This is a genomic window from Pseudoalteromonas sp. CuT4-3 (assembly GCF_035666335.1).
In the GTDB taxonomy this organism is placed as follows: Bacteria; Pseudomonadota; Gammaproteobacteria; order Enterobacterales; family Alteromonadaceae; genus Pseudoalteromonas; species Pseudoalteromonas atlantica.
This window is the reverse complement of the sequence record NZ_CP142030.1, coordinates 696,542-712,809: the sequence shown is the minus strand read 5'-3', so window position 1 is coordinate 712,809 and position 16,268 is coordinate 696,542. Positions and strand designations below refer to the sequence as shown.

Genomic DNA, 16,268 nt, shown 5'->3' with positions numbered 1-16,268 from the left:
TGATTAGCTGCGTGGTCAGGGATAATACGCAACCATTTTTAAACACATTGTTTTTGTCAGGCCAATAATATGAGTGAATCAAGTAACAACAACCTTGAGCAAGCTAAGCAAGAAGGTAAGTATATCCGCACAATTCGCAGTTTTGTAAAACGCGAAGGCCGCTTAACTAAAGGCCAAGCTGCCGCAATTGAAAAATGCTGGCCAACTATGGGGCTTGAGCATAAAAACGGCCTACTCGACTTAGCTCAAGTATTTGGCAATAACAATGATGTAGTATTAGAAATTGGTTTTGGTATGGGCAAGTCATTAGTTGAAATGGCAAAAAATGCACCGCACCTAAACTTTATTGGTATTGAAGTACATCGCCCAGGCGTTGGTGCATGTTTAATGGATGCAGATGAAGCCGGTGTTACTAATTTACGTGTATTTGAACATGATGCGGTAGAAGTACTCGCTGACTGCCTTGCAGATGAAAGCTTAACAACGCTGCAGTTATTCTTCCCTGATCCATGGCATAAAAAGCGTCATCATAAACGCCGTATAGTGCAAACAGAATTTGCTGAAAAACTGCGTAGCAAATTAAAAATTGGCGGTGTTTTTCATATGGCTACTGACTGGGAAAACTACGCCGAGCACATGGTAGAAGTTATGCAAGCAGCGCCAGGCTATAAAAATCAGTCATCTACCAACGACTACGTACCTCGCCCTGATTCGCGCCCACTAACTAAATTTGAACAGCGCGGCCACCGTTTAGGTCACGGCGTATGGGACTTAATGTTTGAGCGCACAAAATAATTACACCAATTTACTAATCAATAATTTGTAAGGCAAAGCCATTTATGAGCGTATTAACCAACCCAAGTTTACTGTTACTTCGTAATAGCGAAGAACTAGTGGGAAAATCTATCTTGGTGGTCAACTTTGTTCAAGATGGCTTTTTAGCAGAGCTAAAGCAGCTAAATCCTCAAAGTGCCATCACCGCATTTAGTTATAACCATGCTAATGGGGAATTTGCTAAAAAAATAAATGGCATAAACGTGTGTGTTAACCATGAAATGGCCGCCAACGATTACGATTTAGTCATTCTTTACTACCCAAAATCAAAGCCTGAAGTATTAATGGCACTTGATAATATTCGCGCCGTGATTAACGAAAAAGCACAGCTACTTGTGGTAGGCGAAAATAAAAGTGGCGTTAAATCGATAGAAAAACAGCTCGCGGGCAAAGCGCAGTACAGTAATAAAATTGACTCTGCTAAGCATTGTATTTTGTTTTCATTTGAGCAACTAGAGAACAACCCAACCTTTGAGATTAGCCGCTACCATAAAACGTTTAGAGTAAATGTAGCAGGAGTAGAGTTTGATGCTATCAGTGTTCCGGGTGTATTTAACCACGGCGCTTTAGACGCTGGCACAAAAATGTTGCTAGAAAATGCCCCGACCACTAAACAAGGTAATGTACTGGATTTTGGCTGTGGTGCGGGCTTAATCGCCACTTTTTTAGGTATTAAAAACCCAGCACTGACTTTTACTTGCAGCGATGTGAGCGCACTTGCAACTTATGCTACTGAGCAAACATTAAAGCTTAATAATATTAAAGGCGGCACTATTTTAAGTGATGGCTTAAAAAATATTAGCGGCAAGTTTGATTTAATAGTTAGTAACCCGCCTTTTCATACTGGCATAGCGACCGACTACACAATTGCAGAAGCATTTTTATCAAATGCTAAGCAGCACTTAACCAAGGTAGGAAAGCTAAACATAGTGGCTAATAGCTTTTTAAAATACCCGCCAATTTTAGAGGCGCAGTTTGGTAGCTTCCACACTGTGTACAAAAATAACAAATTTGCCGTTTACAGTAGCTAACTAATTATACTTAATTAGGCTAAGTGTAATTAATACTTAGCCTAACTTTCGAATAAATATCAGAATTAATTTCACTATTTCCCTTCACTTTCTATGGTTTTTGCTAAACTAAAGTTCTAAATATAAATATTCATGCTTAGGCGATGCAGCAATAATGCCAAAAAAAGTACATCAAAAAAGTATTCGAAAAGCGCTGATCAACACCATCATGCTTATCACTGCTATTTGTTTAACTTTATCGGTTTCAATTTCCACTTATATGAGTGTAAAAGAACAAAAGGAACTGATCATAAACAAGCTCGTGATCCTTTCCGATATTGTTGCTTTTGATGCCGCAGGTTCATTGGTAAAAGACGACAGAAAAACAGAAGAAAAACGCCTAAAGTCGTTTGATAAAATCCCCCTTGTTAAAAACATTCATATTTACGCAATAGAAAAAACATCGAGTAAACCTGTATTTTTTATTAGCTTTAATGCTAAAAAAACCCCACCTGTTCCGCTGCGCGTTGACAGCATTAAAGAGCTTAACAAGCCAAGAGTGACCAACAACTACATTGAGCTAATTACACCTGTACTTAATAACGAGCAGGTGGTGGGTTACGTTTATATGCGTGGTAGTTTAGAAAGCCTAGATGAATTTATAAAACAAAAAATTATTATAGATATTTTCCTTACCCTGTTTATTTTGTTTTTTGTGTACTTTATAGCGATAAAAACACAAAAAAGTATCGCTAACCCTATTGAACACTTAAGTGTATTGCTACAAGACGTATCAAAAAATCATAACTATGACGTACGCGCACCCAGCACCAGCGTAAAAGAGGTTACAGCCTTATCAAACAGCTTAAATATCATGCTTACTCGCACCCGTAAGCAAATAGAACGTCATGAAAAAGACAAACTAGAGATAAAACAACTCAACCAAAGCTTAGAAGAAAAGGTAAGCCAAAGAACAATAGCCCTGCGCGAAGCAAACCAAGAACTGCTTTCTACCCTTGAGCGAATGCACCAATACCAAGAACAAATAGTAGAAAACGAAAAAATGGCCTCTTTAGGGCAAATGGTAGCCGGCGTAGCCCATGAGGTTAACACCCCAATTGGCCTAGGTATTACTGGCTCAACCTTGCTGCGCGATAAACTTGCCGATATTCAGCTTAGTTTTGATAATAAGTCTCTTACTTCTAACCAATTAAAACGCTTTATTGACGAAGGTATCGAAAACCTTGATTTAATTTATAGAAACCTAAATCGTGCGGCCGACCTTATCTCTAACTTTAAAAAGGTAGCTGTAATTCAAGATGACGGGATTAAAACCCATGTAAACATCCATAGGTTAATATCTGATGTGTTAATGTCGATTCAATCAGAGTTAATAAAGTCAAAGCCTAACGTTGTGATCAATTGTCCGAGTGATTTAACCATTGAGAGTAAATCTGAGCCACTACAACAAATATTCCAACAGCTTATTTTAAACTCTGCCATTCATGGTTTTAGCAATAGCGAAAATAACGAAATTAAGTTTGATATAGAAATAACAGGCCCACAAATAAAAATAATCTACACAGATAACGGCCAAGGCGTTGATAAAAATGTCAAAAACAGGATATTTGACCCATTTGTAACCTCTAAGCGAGGCCAAGGGGCAAGTGGTTTAGGCATGCACTTAGTGTACAACTTGGTAACCCAAGCACTAGGTGGGCATATACTGTATGACCTAGATGCAAAACCCGGTGTACGCTTTGTTATTACAATTCCATAAAAAGTGTTTAAAAAAAGAGTATTTATTTACGCTTTTTACTTGAATTACCATTTAATGACCTTATAGAGAGAGCATGTGATATTTCATGTTTAATTATTTAACTTGATCTAATAATTAAGCGATACAATTTCTGAACTTTATTGCTTTTGCAGTATCACATACATTGATGAAAGGTTATAAAATGATATAATTCCGTTTTGAATTTGCGCGATTATTTTTAGTACCTTTAAGCGATTGGTGGATGTATCAATTATTAAAGGAAATGGCTTCGTTTTCATAATTCAAAAGCTGCATCCGTTATATATCATTAAACAGTAGTTTTTGCACAATGCCTTTTGGTTAGTTTGGAACACCCCTACTGTTTTATTTTTATCCAACTTGTTTTTTCTTGTTAACATTTGGGTATAATCCTATAATCTCTAGTAATCGAATTATTTAGTTAAGATTCGATTTTTTGTAAATAAAATATTCCAAAAAGGTTAATTAATAATGCAAACGCCAGTCATTCTAATCGTAGAGGATGAAGACGTAACTCGACTAAACCTCGTGAGTTTATTTGAAGCTGAAGGTTACAAAGTTATTGAAGCCATTGATGGCGATGATATGCATGACAAGCTTACAAATAATGATGACGTCAATCTTGTAGTTATGGACATCAACCTACCGGGTAAAAACGGGCTAATTTTAGCACGTGAATTACGCCAAAAACGTAAAGTCGGTTTAATCTTTTTAACCGGCCGTGATAACGATGTAGACCGTATTTTAGGTTTAGAAATTGGTGCTGATGATTACATCACTAAACCTTTTAACCCTCGTGAATTGACTATACGCGCTCGCAACTTAATTACCCGTACAGCGCTAGGCGGCGAAGAGTCAGTGCTAGAAACCAACGGTGTAATTACATTTAACGGTTGGGAACTTGACGAAAACAGCCGTTGTTTAACGTCACCAAATGGTGATGCTAAGCGTTTACCTAAAGGTGAATACAGAGCGTTGCGTTTAATGCTTGATTCTCCAGGGCGTATTTTTAGCCGTGAGCAACTTATTAAGCATATGACTGGCCGTGAGCTTCGCGCTAATGACCGTACAGTAGATGTAACGATTCGTCGTATTCGTAAGCACTTCGAAAGTGATAATTCTACTTCTGAGCTAATCAGCACCATCCATGGTGAAGGTTACCGCTTTATTGGTAAAATCGACGCTTAATTAGAGTAAACCACTTACTCTAATAATTGTAAAAACGAATGAAGGGCAATTTGTCCTTCATTTATTTTATCTGCCAATGTATCTAACCATTCTTTTAGTACTTCATCTGATTCATCAAGCGCACCGTGTTCCATCTTTTTAGCATGTAACTGTACGTCGTTTAATCCTACAGAGCCCGCAGCACCTTTAAGCTTATGCGCCACCGATTTATACTCTTCCCTGTCGTTTTCATTTAACGCGCTTTGCAGCTCTTGCTGATATTGCGGGTTTAGTTTTTCAAATAAACCACTGCTGCGCTTAAATACTTCAAGCCCCATAGAGTTTACAAAGTCTTCAATGGTTTCAACATCAAGCACACCTGCATTAATGCCCTCAAGCGCTTCTTTACTTACCGTTAGCAGCGGTTTGTCTGATTCACTTTGTTGAATATCAAACAAATCAGCCAGCATTTTATCAAGCTTTATTGTATTAATGGGTTTAGCAAGCGCCCCTTGCACCGAAATGCCATCTAAGTCTTCTTCGGCGCTACGTACATTCGCTGTAAGCGCAACGATAGGTAATTTATCAAAATGGCTATCGGCACGTATTTGTCTTGCCACCTCATCACCATTTATATCGGGCAGTTGCATATCTAGTAGTACTAAATCTAGCTCGTCTTCGGTTTCTACAAACGAGAGTGCATCTTCACCTGTTTCGGCCCAAATCACTTCATGGCCGCGCTGCTCTAACAGGTTAGTCGCAATTTCAGCATTTAATGGCACATCCTCTACAAGTAAAATATATAAACCTCTACCTGCATAGCTTTGTTCGGTAGGCGCTACACATAAGCTAAGCGGTATGTGTACTGTAAAGCAGCTGCCTTCACCTTCTGCACTGGTTACCGAAATAGTGCCTTTCATTGCACTGACCAACGCTTTGGTTACGGCTAAACCAATGCCTGAGCCAATCGCGTTTTTACCGCTTAAATCTGGGGCTTTGTAGTACATATCAAATATGCGCGAGAGTTGATCCTCTGGGATCCCCTGCCCTGTGTCTGATATTTTAAGTTCAAGCCACGGCCCGTCGTTACGCTCTTCTCGGCTACATGTGAGTTTTACCTCGCCATGCTGGGTAAACTTAACGGCATTATTAATTAAGTTCCATACCACTTGGCGTAAACGCGTTGGGTCTAGGAGTGCATAAACATCTAATGTGCCATTTCGCTCAATTGAAAATTCAAGCTCTTTTTGTTCAGCAATTAAACCGGCAAAGTTCACTACATCGTTAATAAAGTCTGAAACGTTAATAGAGTCGGTTGCTATATCTAACTGCTCTCGGTCTATTTTATCTAAATCTATAATATCGTTAAAAATATTACCTAGTGTTTCAGCGCTCGAAAACACCGTATTACACCAACTGCGTTGCTGTTTATTAAGCTCTGTATCAAGTAGCATTCGGGTTAAGCCTACAATGCCATTTAATGGCGTGCGCAGTTCATGGCTAAGCGTTGCTATAAACTTACCTTTATCCTTATAGGCTGTTTCAAGCGCTTGTGCTGCTTCTTTACGGCTGGTTATATCACGGCCAAATGCAAGCAAACCTATGTAGTCACCTTGATCGTTTATAAACGGTAATTTACGCAGCTCAAACCAACGGTTTTCGCCATTAACCATGTATTCAACATCAATTGTCAGCGCTTGATGCGTTTGCTCTACTTGTTTATCGGTTCTGAGTACTTCTGCTAAAAAGTAGCTAGGGAAAATCTGCTCCACTGTTTTACCAATTAGTTCAGCGCTGGTTTTGCCCATAACCTCTTCAAACATTTTATTACAGCCGGCAAACACGCCGTTGTTATCTCGGTAATAAAATAAATCGGGGGAAGAGTCGACAATAGAGCGAAGGAGCATGCCTTGCTGAGCAAGTTCTTGTTGTGTTTTTTTACGCTCTGCTATTTCGCGGCGAAGCTCTTCAATGGCGCGATGCTTGGCATGAAAAGCCATTTTTCGCTCATCTATTTCAATGTTGAGGCGGTTGATATTATCTTTTAATGTTTGATTTAACAGCTTTTCTTGTTTTGTGGCGCTGTCTAAATAAGCGTATGAGGCATCTAATTGTCTAATCGAGTTGAGTAAAATACTGATCATAAAGGGAGATACAACCGCGGTAAAAAATACCACAGCTAAAATATCAACTAAATTAACCTCACCCAGTGCCACATAATAAAACATACTCGACAATATAAGCGACACGCCTAATAAAAGCGCGTAGCACATTGCCGCGGTTTTTAACTCACCAAAGCGAGTTATTAAACTAGAAAGTACTCGAGCCCAAGGGCTCAAAGAAGAATCGGTCATAGGTCAGTGTATCTCGTTACTAGGCATAAATAAAAAGTGCCTATTAATAGTCAAACGCATTTTGCAGCAGATTTTAGCATTTTTCTATTAGCTATATTCATGTTGTGCGACAAAAACAGAAAATTTTCATGTTTACTTTTGCCTACTTGTTAAACTCATCATTTCAGCAATAAATTATTTAGTGTAAAATGCTGCGCTTTATTATGACCAATAACGAGTAGCGCACATGCAAACCAACATGCCCGATATAGCTGATACGGCTCCCGCCTTACAAACAGGTAAGTTAGACTGGGTTGGTATGGGCGAAATAGAACTGCCATTTATTTTTGAATCGAAAGATTTAGCACCCGTTACCGTTAACGCAAAAGCGCGTGCCTTTGTTAATTTGCATAAAGAAGACGCTAAAGGCATTCATATGTCGCGTTTATTTTTAGCGCTTGATTTACTCTCAACAGAGCAACAAGTTAACCCACAAACTTTAGCTCAAGCACTCGATACTTTTATCACCAGCCACGAAGGATTAAGTGACAAAGCCCAAATAGAGTTTAAATTTGAGTTACCGCTGCGTCGTAAATCGTTATTAAGCGGTAAAGCAGGTTGGAAAAGCTACCCAATTACCCTAACCAGCACTATTGAAGATAGCGTAATTAGCTACGAGCTAAGCGTGGATGTTACTTATTCATCAACCTGTCCATGCTCTGCAGCACTTGCTCGCCAGCTTATTCAGAATGCTTTTAGCGAAAAGTTTAATCAAGAAACACTTAATCAAAAAGATGTTTTAGCATGGCTAGGTACAACGCAGGGTATTGTGGCAACGCCTCACTCACAGCGTTCAATTGCAAACGTTAAAGTAAAGCTAGACAACACGATTAGTGAATTTGACGTAGTAAATTTAATTGATACATTAGAAGCTGAACTAAAAACCCCCGTACAAGCGGCAGTAAAACGTGAAGATGAGCAAGAATTTGCCCGCCTTAACGGTCAAAATTTAATGTTTTGTGAAGACGCTGCACGTAAAATTAAAGCGGTTCTTGAAAACGATAATTTTAGTGATTACTGGCTGCAAATTAATCATTACGAATCACTCCATGCGCATGATGCAGTCGCTATTGCCGTTAAAGGAATTGAGGGCGGTTACAAAGCCTAACAGCCCTGCTGCATTAATAATAAATACATACGGTAATTAGCCATAACAACCAATTTTTAGGCACGTAAATTGCTTTACTTGAGCAGTGTCAATTTGTTGTTATGGAGTTACCGTATGGAATTCGCTTTATTATCAATTTTAGTATTAGTGGTTGGGGCCTCTGTGGTTGCGTCAAAATTTAGTGATGATGGCGGCAATCCCTATCCTTTTACCCGCAAACAAACCGTGTTTACACAGGTTGAGGGTGCATTTTTAAATCTTTTAGAGCGTGCGGTAGGCGATCAATACAAAATTGTGAGCCGCGTCAAACTCATCGATGTAATCGACTGCAAGCAAGGCCTCTCAGCTAAATCAAAACGTGCAGCTTTAGCTAAAGCTAAAAATAAGCAACTCGATTTTGTGCTGGTAGATAAAGAAAAAATGACGATAGTGGCAGCGGTCGATTTAGTTAACAACGCCAATAAAGATGGCCATAAAGCGCAGCGCGACTGGTTTGTAAACGGCGCTTTAGAATCCGCTGGCATTCCACATATTCGTATGAAAGTAAAATCAGGCTACCGCCCTTCTGAGGTGCGCGATGCAATTATGTTTAAATTAGGCAAACCTGCAGCGGTGCAATCGGCTCGTCCAACACGTAATCGTGTAATTAAACCTGCGGTATTGTCACCTTCTCAGGCTAAAGCCCAAACCACTGCGTTAGCCGAAATTTAAAATAGAATTAAATACTCTCCTAAAAGTATTTAAAGCGAGCCGTAAAACAGCTCGCTTTTTTGTTTTTTATTGCTAACTTCACGTATAATCTACGTATTCAAACTCAGGAATCAAACACTATGAATGTTGGTATTATTGGCGCAATGGAGCCAGAAGTTAAAATTTTACGTGAAGCAATGCAAAACCCACAAGTGCTAACTAAAGCAGGGTTTACCTTTTACACAGGCGAATTAGCAGGTAATACAGTAACACTTGTGCAATCGGGTATTGGTAAAGTGGCATCAACGATTGCAACCACGTTATTAATTGATAACTTTAATCCTGACTGTGTTATTAACACAGGTTCTGCCGGTGGCTTTGATCCCTCTTTAAGTGTTGGCGATGTTGTTATCTCTTCAGAAGTACGCCATCACGATGTAGATGTAACCGCTTTTGGCTACGAAATTGGCCAAGTTCCACAAATGCCAGCAGGCTTTGCCGCACACCCAAAACTAGTTGAAGCTGCCGAGCAAACCATTGCGCAAATTAGCGAAGTAAAAACCTTAGTCGGCTTAATTTGTACGGGTGATTCATTTATGTGTGACCCAGTGCGAATTGATAAAGCACGCAGCGACTTTCCTACAATGCTTGCAGTAGAAATGGAAGGCGCATCTATTGCACAAACGTGTTTTGCGCTTAATACGCCATTTGTGGTTATTCGCTCTATGTCTGACATTGCCGGTAAAGAGTCGCCGCAATCGTTTGAAGAATACCTAGAGACTGCATCAATCAATTCATCAAAAATGGTTGTTGCACTATTGGAAAAACTAACAAAAGTTACGCTGTAAATGCTAAGCAATATCGTTCAAAACCATTTGGACTTTATTGCCTTTTTTGTGGCGCTCATTGCTGAGCGCTTTTTCCCGTTAAAAAGCTGGTATCACCCTAATACAGTATTAACCGCTATATTTAGTGCTATAGGAAAACGGGTTTATAAACCAAGTGAGCCTAAAAGTTACCTTTATTTAGCCTCCACTCTTGCCTGTGCGCTAGTTTTAAGCGTTATTCTTATTATTATTGTGTTACTGCTTGAATTTGCCTTTTATCCTGAGCTGCTCGCGGGCCTCATTTTATATTTGTGCCTAGAAAGCAAAGCGATTGAAAAAAAAGCCCTGCGTGTTGCAAAGTTAGTAAAACAAAACCAAAAATCTACCGCGCGTGAATTAGTAAAGCCACTGCTTGCCCGAGAGGTCAATAAGCTCTCAGCAACAGGTATTATTAAAGCTTTAATTGAAAGCTTAATTTTACGAGCTGCCCGTAATTACTTTACCGTTATATTTATATTTTTATTACTTGGGCCAATTGCCACTTTAGCGTATCGGCTACTGACTTTAATGCAGCATGCTTGGCGCGCCGATATATCACCTAATAGCCACTTTTTAAAACCGCTTAAACTACTTTTGTTTATAATCGAATTTATCCCCGTACGCTTACTTGCATTAACCATTGCCGCAAGCAAAGCCAGTAAACAAAGTATGCATTATATAAAGCACTATGGCAGACACTTTTATCAAACAAATACGGGGTGGATTTTAAGTGTGTGCTCCGCCTCTATTGGCGTACAGCTAGGCGGCCCTGCGGTTTATTTTGGTAAGCGTTTTAATAAAATGCGAATTGGAACCGAGCGACTCCCAAAAGCCGAAGACGTCCCTGTGATCATAAATAGATTAAATCAAGCGCGTGCATTTTGGCTGTTAGTCATTATCAGTATTGAGATATTAAAGCTGATTTAGTGGTTTTTAGCAGCCAAAATACGCGCACAAAAAAACCAGCCTAAGCTGGTTTTTTAGTTTTAACTGCGCTTACGCTACAGTAATGTTGGCAAACTTACGTTTACCTACTTGGTAAATAGCGGTCGTGCCTTTTGCTACTTCAAGTTTTGTATCAGTGATTTTAGCTTCACCGTTAAGTTTTACTGCACCTTGCTTAATCATGCGCATTGCTTCAGAGGTACTGGCTACTAAATTAGCTTCTTTAAGTAAGTTAGCAATTAAAATACCTTCTTCTGCAATGGTAATTGTCAGCTCAGGGATTTCATCAGGTAGCGCTTTTTTCTGAAAACGTTTGATAAAGTCATCGTGTGCGGCTTGCGCAGCTTCTTCACTGTGAAAACGTGCAATTAACTCTTTCGCCAGCTCAATCTTAATATCACGCGGGTTAGTGCCCTGCTCTACGCGTTGTTTTTGCGCTGCAATTTCTTCGATTGATAAGCTGCTTAGTAAGTCGTAATAGCGCCACATAAGTACGTCGCTAATCGACATTACTTTACCAAACATATCGTTTGGCGCATCAGTAATACCAATGTAATTACCAAGCGACTTAGACATTTTTTGAACGCCGTCAGTACCTTCAAGTAATGGCATCATTAATACTGTTTGAGGCTTTTGGCCTTCTACTTTTTGAAGCTCGCGGCCCATTAAAAGGTTAAAGCGCTGATCAGTACCACCAAGCTCTACGTCTGACTCAAGTGCAACCGAATCCCAGCCTTGTACGAGTGGGTATAAAAATTCGTGAATTGCAATGGGTTGTCCGTTGCCGTAACGCTTTTTAAAGTCGTCACGCTCTAGCATACGCGCTACAGTTTGATTAGCTGCAAGTTTGATCATACCTGCTGCGCCCAGGTTTTCCATCCACGAAGAATTAAACGCAACGGTGGTTTTAGCTGGGTCTAAAATCTTAAAAACTTGCTCTTTATAAGTCTCAGCATTGGCAAGTACATCTTCACGGGTCAGTGGTTTACGTGTTACATTTTTGCCTGTTGGATCACCAATCATGCCGGTAAAGTCACCAATTAAGAAAATAACCTCATGACCTAAATCTTGAAAGGTTTTCATTTTATTAATTAGTACAGTGTGACCTAAATGTAAGTCTGGCGCGGTAGGATCGAAACCGGCTTTAATTTTTAACTTTTTGCCCGACTTTAGTTTTTCAACTAATTCGTCTTCAATTAATATCTCTTCTGCACCGCGTTTTATCTCTGCTAGAGCGGTTTGTAAATCCACTGTGTATTACTCCAAAATTCTGCCAACGAAGGGGCAACTAGATGACTTGCTACATAAGGGTTTAAAACAGATTTAAACCAAAAGCACTTATGTTGCTAACATAACAAATTTCTACCTAATTAAAACAATTTTTTATGCGAATAATGCAACTAAACTCAATAAGCTTAGTCTCACTGTGTTAGGCAATTAGAAATGGTGTTTAAACGCCGATTTTAGCGCACTTTAGAATCAGTTTAAATCGATAAACTTAAACAACTATAAATTGTCATTTTACTAACATTTGCGGGGCTTTTAGCTTTATTTACTAGTATTCGTACCTTATTACGTATATCCTGCATTAATATATATTTTATTTTCACGACAGCAGAAAAGGCACGTTATGGTTCACGTGGTTAACACGCTTCCCAAAAAACACAAATTGCTTATTCTAGGTTTGGTTTCTGCTATTGTTGGCTTAGCCTTTCTTCCTTCAGAAAAAGCGACTGCATCCAAAGACAATAGTGCAAATGCACTAGAAATTGGTAAGCGTTACGAGTTACAAGTTAAAGTTGAAGACAACGAAAAATTAACTGAATTAAATTCGCCAGAAGCAGCAGAAAAGCTGCCAGAATACGACTTAGTCGATCATCAAGTTAAAAACGGCGATAATTTAGCAATTATCTTCAAGCGTGCTGGCTTTTCAGCGCAAACGCTTCACAAGCTAATTAACACCAATGCTGAAACACGCAAACTAACTAAAATACACCCAGGTGAAATACTTAGTTTTGCAACAGCAGAAAACGGTGATTTAGCTCAACTTCGTTATGTTATTTCAAAAACAGATACTTTGTTTGTTACCTTAAATGACGAAGGTAATTACGACACATCAATAGATAGCAAAGAAATAGAAACACTGAGCAAAACAGCCGGTGGCGAAATTTCTAGCAGCTTTTGGACCTCAGCTATTGCTGCAGGCTTAAGCGAGCGCCAAATAATGAACTTTGCTGATATATTTGGTTGGGATGTGGATTTTGCCAACGATATTCGTAAGGGCGATCAGTTTGGGCTAATTTACGAGTCGCATTATGTTGATGGCGAGTTTATTGGCACTGGTAAAATTATTGCGGCAGAATTTATAAACCAAGGCCAGCGTTATGCGGCTATTCGCCATACCGACGGCAGCTTTTATACGCCTGAAGGGCGAAGCATGAAAAAAGCATTTTTACGTGCGCCAGTAAACTTTAAGTATATTAGCTCGAGCTTTAACCCACGTCGCTTACACCCAGTAACAGGGCAAGTAAGAGCGCACCGTGGTATTGATTACGCAGCACGTACAGGCACTCCGGTTGTAGCCTCGGGTAACGGTAAAGTAATTAAAGCAGGTTACAGTAAGTACAATGGTAACTACGTATTTATAAGCCATGGCACACAGTACGTAACTAAGTACTTACACCTTAACAAAAAGCTTGTTAAAACAGGCCAAAAGGTTAAACAAGGTGACAAAATTGGTACCGTGGGTTCTACCGGCCGTGTAACAGGCGCGCACCTACACTACGAATTTTTAGTAAATGGTGTACACCGTAATCCTAAAACCGTTAAGTTACCTAAGTCTGAGCCATTACCACGCTCTGAACTTGCTAAGTTTAAACCTATTGCCGAAAACTTTATTGCACAGCTTGAACGCAATCGCGAACTACAGCTAGCACTTAAGTAACGTATAAGTTATAGATACTAAAAAAGCCTTTGCAGGGTTAACCTGCAAAGGCTTTTTTGTGTTTTTTATTAATTAGTTCATTAATACATAAATTAGCTGTACGACTAAAGAAACCATAACCAGCGGCCAAATATATTTGCTGTATTTAGTTGCGCCATCCAACCCCATTTTACCTTGGTACTTTTCAAGCAAAGGTATCAGCACTGCTAAGGCGACAAACAAGCAAATTAAAATAACAAATATATTCATTCCTAAACCTTAATTATGGTAATTCATGGCCTTTGGCACTTACATATAATGCATACCAATGTTCGCGACTTAACGTAACATTTAGCGCACCGCATGACGCTGCAATACGCTCAACGTTCGTTGTGCCAATAATTGGCTGTATTAATGCAGGGTGGCGTAATAACCAAGCTAAAACAATTGCCTCAGGTGTTGTATCGTAAAGTGCAGCAAGCTTATTTACGAGTATGCTGGTATTTATGTCGGCTTGCGATGCATTTGTTAAATCGCCCCCTGTGTATAGCCCTTGGCATAAACTTCCCCAGCTTTGTATTTGAATATCAAAGTGGCGGCAATACTCTACACTGCCCGGTGTAAAGTTAAGATCTTTTCCATCTGCATTACCTGCATAAACGCCTTCATCAACAAATTGGTGTTTTTGTAAACTTGCTTCAATTTGGTTAGCAACAATTGGCATATCTAGGGCGTGTTGTAAAAAGTTCATTTGGTGCTGCTGCATGTTCGATACGGCAAAATTACGTACTTTGCCGCTTTCTTGAAGACAGCTAAATACTTGTGCAATTTCTTCTACTTCCATTAACGGATCAGGGCGATGAAGCATAAGCACATCAAGGTAATCGGTGTTTAAACGTTTAAGTGAACCTTCAACTGACTCTTCAATCCACTTGGCCGAAAAATCGTAACGCTTAGGGCCTTTATCATCTTCAAAACGTATACCGCATTTAGATTGAATATACATGTGCTCGCGAAGCTCTGGTCGCTCAGCTAGTGCTTGGCCAAATACCTGCTCGGCTTTGCCAAAGGTATAAATATCGGCGTGATCAAAAAAGTTAATGCCGCCAGCTATGGCTGCATCAATACACTCGTGAGTTTGCTTTAAGTGAGCCTTAGTAATGGCGTCTTTATTCCAACCGCCGCCTAGGCCCATACAGCCAAAAACGAGTCTACTAACATGAGGTAAATATTTTGCCAAAGGGGTGTGAAGCATGATGACTATCCTTATTAGTGTGCATAGCCCTCACTGTAAACAAAAACACGTCTGCAAACAAACTTTAATACGTACAGTTTTATAGGCATAAAAAAAGCGCAGTAAACTGCGCTAATCGGTTGGATTAAATCCTAAATACTAGCCAACAAGCGCCAGTAATATACCTGCGGCTACGGCACTTCCTAGCACCCCAGCTACGTTTGGCCCCATAGCATGCATAAGTAAAAAGTTATGTGGGTTATTCTCAAGCCCAACTTTATTAACTACACGCGCCGCCATCGGTACTGCCGATACACCCGCAGCACCAATTAAAGGGTTAATAGGTGTTTTAGAAAGCTTGTTAAGGCCTTTTGCCATAAACACACCCGACGCTGTACCAATAGCAAATGCCAGCGCACCGAGCACCAAAATACCAATGGTTTCTACAGTTAAAAACTGATCGGCCGCTAGTTTAGAGCCTACTGCCAAACCTAAAAATATCGTGGTTATATTAATAATTTCGTTTTGGGCACTGTTACTAAGCCTATCTACAACACCAGACTCACGCATTAAATTACCTAAACAGAACATGCCTACTAAGGGAATAGCCGCTGGTAAAAACATAGCGGTTAAGCTCAGTACCATTAAAGGAAATACTATTTTCTCTTTTTTAGATACTTTGCGCAGCTCTGGCATTTTAATAGCACGCTCATCAGGTGTAGTTAATGCGCGCATAATTGGCGGCTGAATAATTGGCACTAACGCCATGTAAGAATAAGCAGCAACCGCAATGGCACCTAGTAAATCAGGGGCAAGCTTAGATGCTAAGAATATGGCTGTAGGGCCATCGGCACCGCCAATAATGGCAATGGCTGAGGCATCTTGTAAGCTAAATTCAAAGCCAGGTACATAGTTTAATAAAATTGCCCCAAACAAGGTGGCAAAAATACCAAACTGCGCGGCTGCACCCAGTAATAACATACGCGGGTTGGCAATAAGCGCACTAAAATCAGTCAGCGCCCCTACTCCCATAAAAATTAATAAAGGGAAGATCCCCGTATCAATACCTACGTAATACACGTAATAAAGCAAACCACCTGGGTCAGAAAGCCCAGCAACCGGAATATTAGTCAGTATTGCGCCAAAGCCAATCGGCAGCAGTAATAGGGGTTCAAAGTTTTTAGCAATGGCTAAAAACAACAACAAACACCCTACCGCAATCATTATTAAGCCAGGAAACGTAAAGTTAGCAATGCCGGTAGCATGCCAAAGGTTTAAAAGACCTTCCATTAAAGCTACC

At 39.8% G+C, this 16,268-nt stretch carries 14 protein-coding genes; 9 read left to right on the top strand and 5 right to left on the bottom strand.

The window, feature by feature from the left end:
• Positions 1 to 69 precede the first annotated feature (69 nt).
• The 4 genes from trmB (at position 70) to arcA (ending at position 4,830) form a co-directional block, all read left to right on the top strand.
• Positions 70 to 795 carry a tRNA (guanosine(46)-N7)-methyltransferase TrmB gene (gene trmB / locus VOI46_RS03150; RefSeq protein WP_004587533.1) on the top strand — a complete coding sequence of 242 codons (726 nt, stop codon included), beginning with the start codon at positions 70 to 72 and terminating at the stop codon, positions 793 to 795.
• A gap of 44 nt (positions 796 to 839) precedes the next feature.
• Positions 840 to 1,865, top strand: coding sequence for a methyltransferase (locus VOI46_RS03145; protein WP_004587532.1), 1,026 nt, complete (start codon positions 840 to 842; stop codon positions 1,863 to 1,865).
• 154 nt (positions 1,866 to 2,019) lie between these two features.
• On the top strand, positions 2,020 to 3,624 hold the full coding sequence (locus VOI46_RS03140) for a HAMP domain-containing sensor histidine kinase (protein ID WP_004587531.1): 1,605 nt from the start codon (positions 2,020 to 2,022) through the stop codon (positions 3,622 to 3,624).
• Positions 3,625 to 4,113: 489 nt separating this feature from the next.
• The gene (gene arcA / locus VOI46_RS03135) at positions 4,114 to 4,830 is read left to right on the top strand and encodes a two-component system response regulator ArcA (protein WP_004587530.1); all 717 of its coding nucleotides are present in this window, start codon (positions 4,114 to 4,116) and stop codon (positions 4,828 to 4,830) included.
• Positions 4,831 to 4,844: 14 nt separating this feature from the next.
• Here the strand turns inward: arcA and arcB are convergent, their stop codons facing one another.
• Positions 4,845 to 7,163 carry an aerobic respiration two-component sensor histidine kinase ArcB gene (arcB, locus tag VOI46_RS03130; protein WP_004587529.1) on the bottom strand — a complete coding sequence of 773 codons (2,319 nt, stop codon included), beginning with the start codon at positions 7,161 to 7,163 and terminating at the stop codon, positions 4,845 to 4,847.
• Between the two features lie 226 nt (positions 7,164 to 7,389).
• On the opposite strand from arcB, the gene folE2 reads away from it, so the two are divergent.
• From folE2 to ampE, 4 genes are all read left to right on the top strand, one after another.
• Positions 7,390 to 8,310, top strand: a complete 921-nt coding sequence (folE2, locus tag VOI46_RS03125; RefSeq protein WP_004587528.1) for a GTP cyclohydrolase FolE2 — start codon at positions 7,390 to 7,392, stop codon at positions 8,308 to 8,310.
• 114 nt (positions 8,311 to 8,424) lie between these two features.
• The gene (locus VOI46_RS03120) at positions 8,425 to 9,021 is read left to right on the top strand and encodes a DUF2726 domain-containing protein (RefSeq protein WP_004587527.1); all 597 of its coding nucleotides are present in this window, start codon (positions 8,425 to 8,427) and stop codon (positions 9,019 to 9,021) included.
• Between the two features lie 119 nt (positions 9,022 to 9,140).
• Positions 9,141 to 9,848, top strand: a complete 708-nt coding sequence (gene mtnN, locus VOI46_RS03115) for a 5'-methylthioadenosine/S-adenosylhomocysteine nucleosidase (protein WP_004587526.1) — start codon at positions 9,141 to 9,143, stop codon at positions 9,846 to 9,848.
• The gene (gene ampE / locus VOI46_RS03110; RefSeq protein WP_004587525.1) at positions 9,849 to 10,793 is read left to right on the top strand and encodes a regulatory signaling modulator protein AmpE; all 945 of its coding nucleotides are present in this window, start codon (positions 9,849 to 9,851) and stop codon (positions 10,791 to 10,793) included.
• Between the two features lie 69 nt (positions 10,794 to 10,862).
• Here ampE and tyrS read toward each other — a convergent pair whose 3' ends face one another.
• On the bottom strand, positions 10,863 to 12,062 hold the full coding sequence (gene tyrS / locus VOI46_RS03105; protein ID WP_004587524.1) for a tyrosine--tRNA ligase: 1,200 nt from the start codon (positions 12,060 to 12,062) through the stop codon (positions 10,863 to 10,865).
• Positions 12,063 to 12,441: 379 nt separating this feature from the next.
• Between tyrS and VOI46_RS03100 the strand changes: the two genes are divergently transcribed.
• A complete protein-coding gene (locus VOI46_RS03100) occupies positions 12,442 to 13,755 on the top strand; it encodes a peptidoglycan DD-metalloendopeptidase family protein (protein ID WP_004587523.1) in 1,314 nt (437 codons plus the stop codon).
• A gap of 72 nt (positions 13,756 to 13,827) precedes the next feature.
• On the opposite strand, the gene VOI46_RS03095 is transcribed toward VOI46_RS03100, so the two are convergent.
• The 3 genes from VOI46_RS03095 to VOI46_RS03085 form a co-directional block, all read right to left on the bottom strand.
• Positions 13,828 to 14,004, bottom strand: a complete 177-nt coding sequence (locus tag VOI46_RS03095) for a hypothetical protein (protein WP_004587522.1) — start codon at positions 14,002 to 14,004, stop codon at positions 13,828 to 13,830.
• 13 nt (positions 14,005 to 14,017) lie between these two features.
• Complete coding sequence (locus tag VOI46_RS03090) at positions 14,018 to 14,989, bottom strand: aldo/keto reductase (protein ID WP_004587521.1); 972 nt, start codon at positions 14,987 to 14,989, stop codon at positions 14,018 to 14,020.
• A gap of 138 nt (positions 14,990 to 15,127) precedes the next feature.
• Complete coding sequence (locus VOI46_RS03085; RefSeq protein WP_004587520.1) at positions 15,128 to 16,258, bottom strand: sodium ion-translocating decarboxylase subunit beta; 1,131 nt, start codon at positions 16,256 to 16,258, stop codon at positions 15,128 to 15,130.
• Between the last annotated feature and the right edge of the window lie 10 nt (positions 16,259 to 16,268).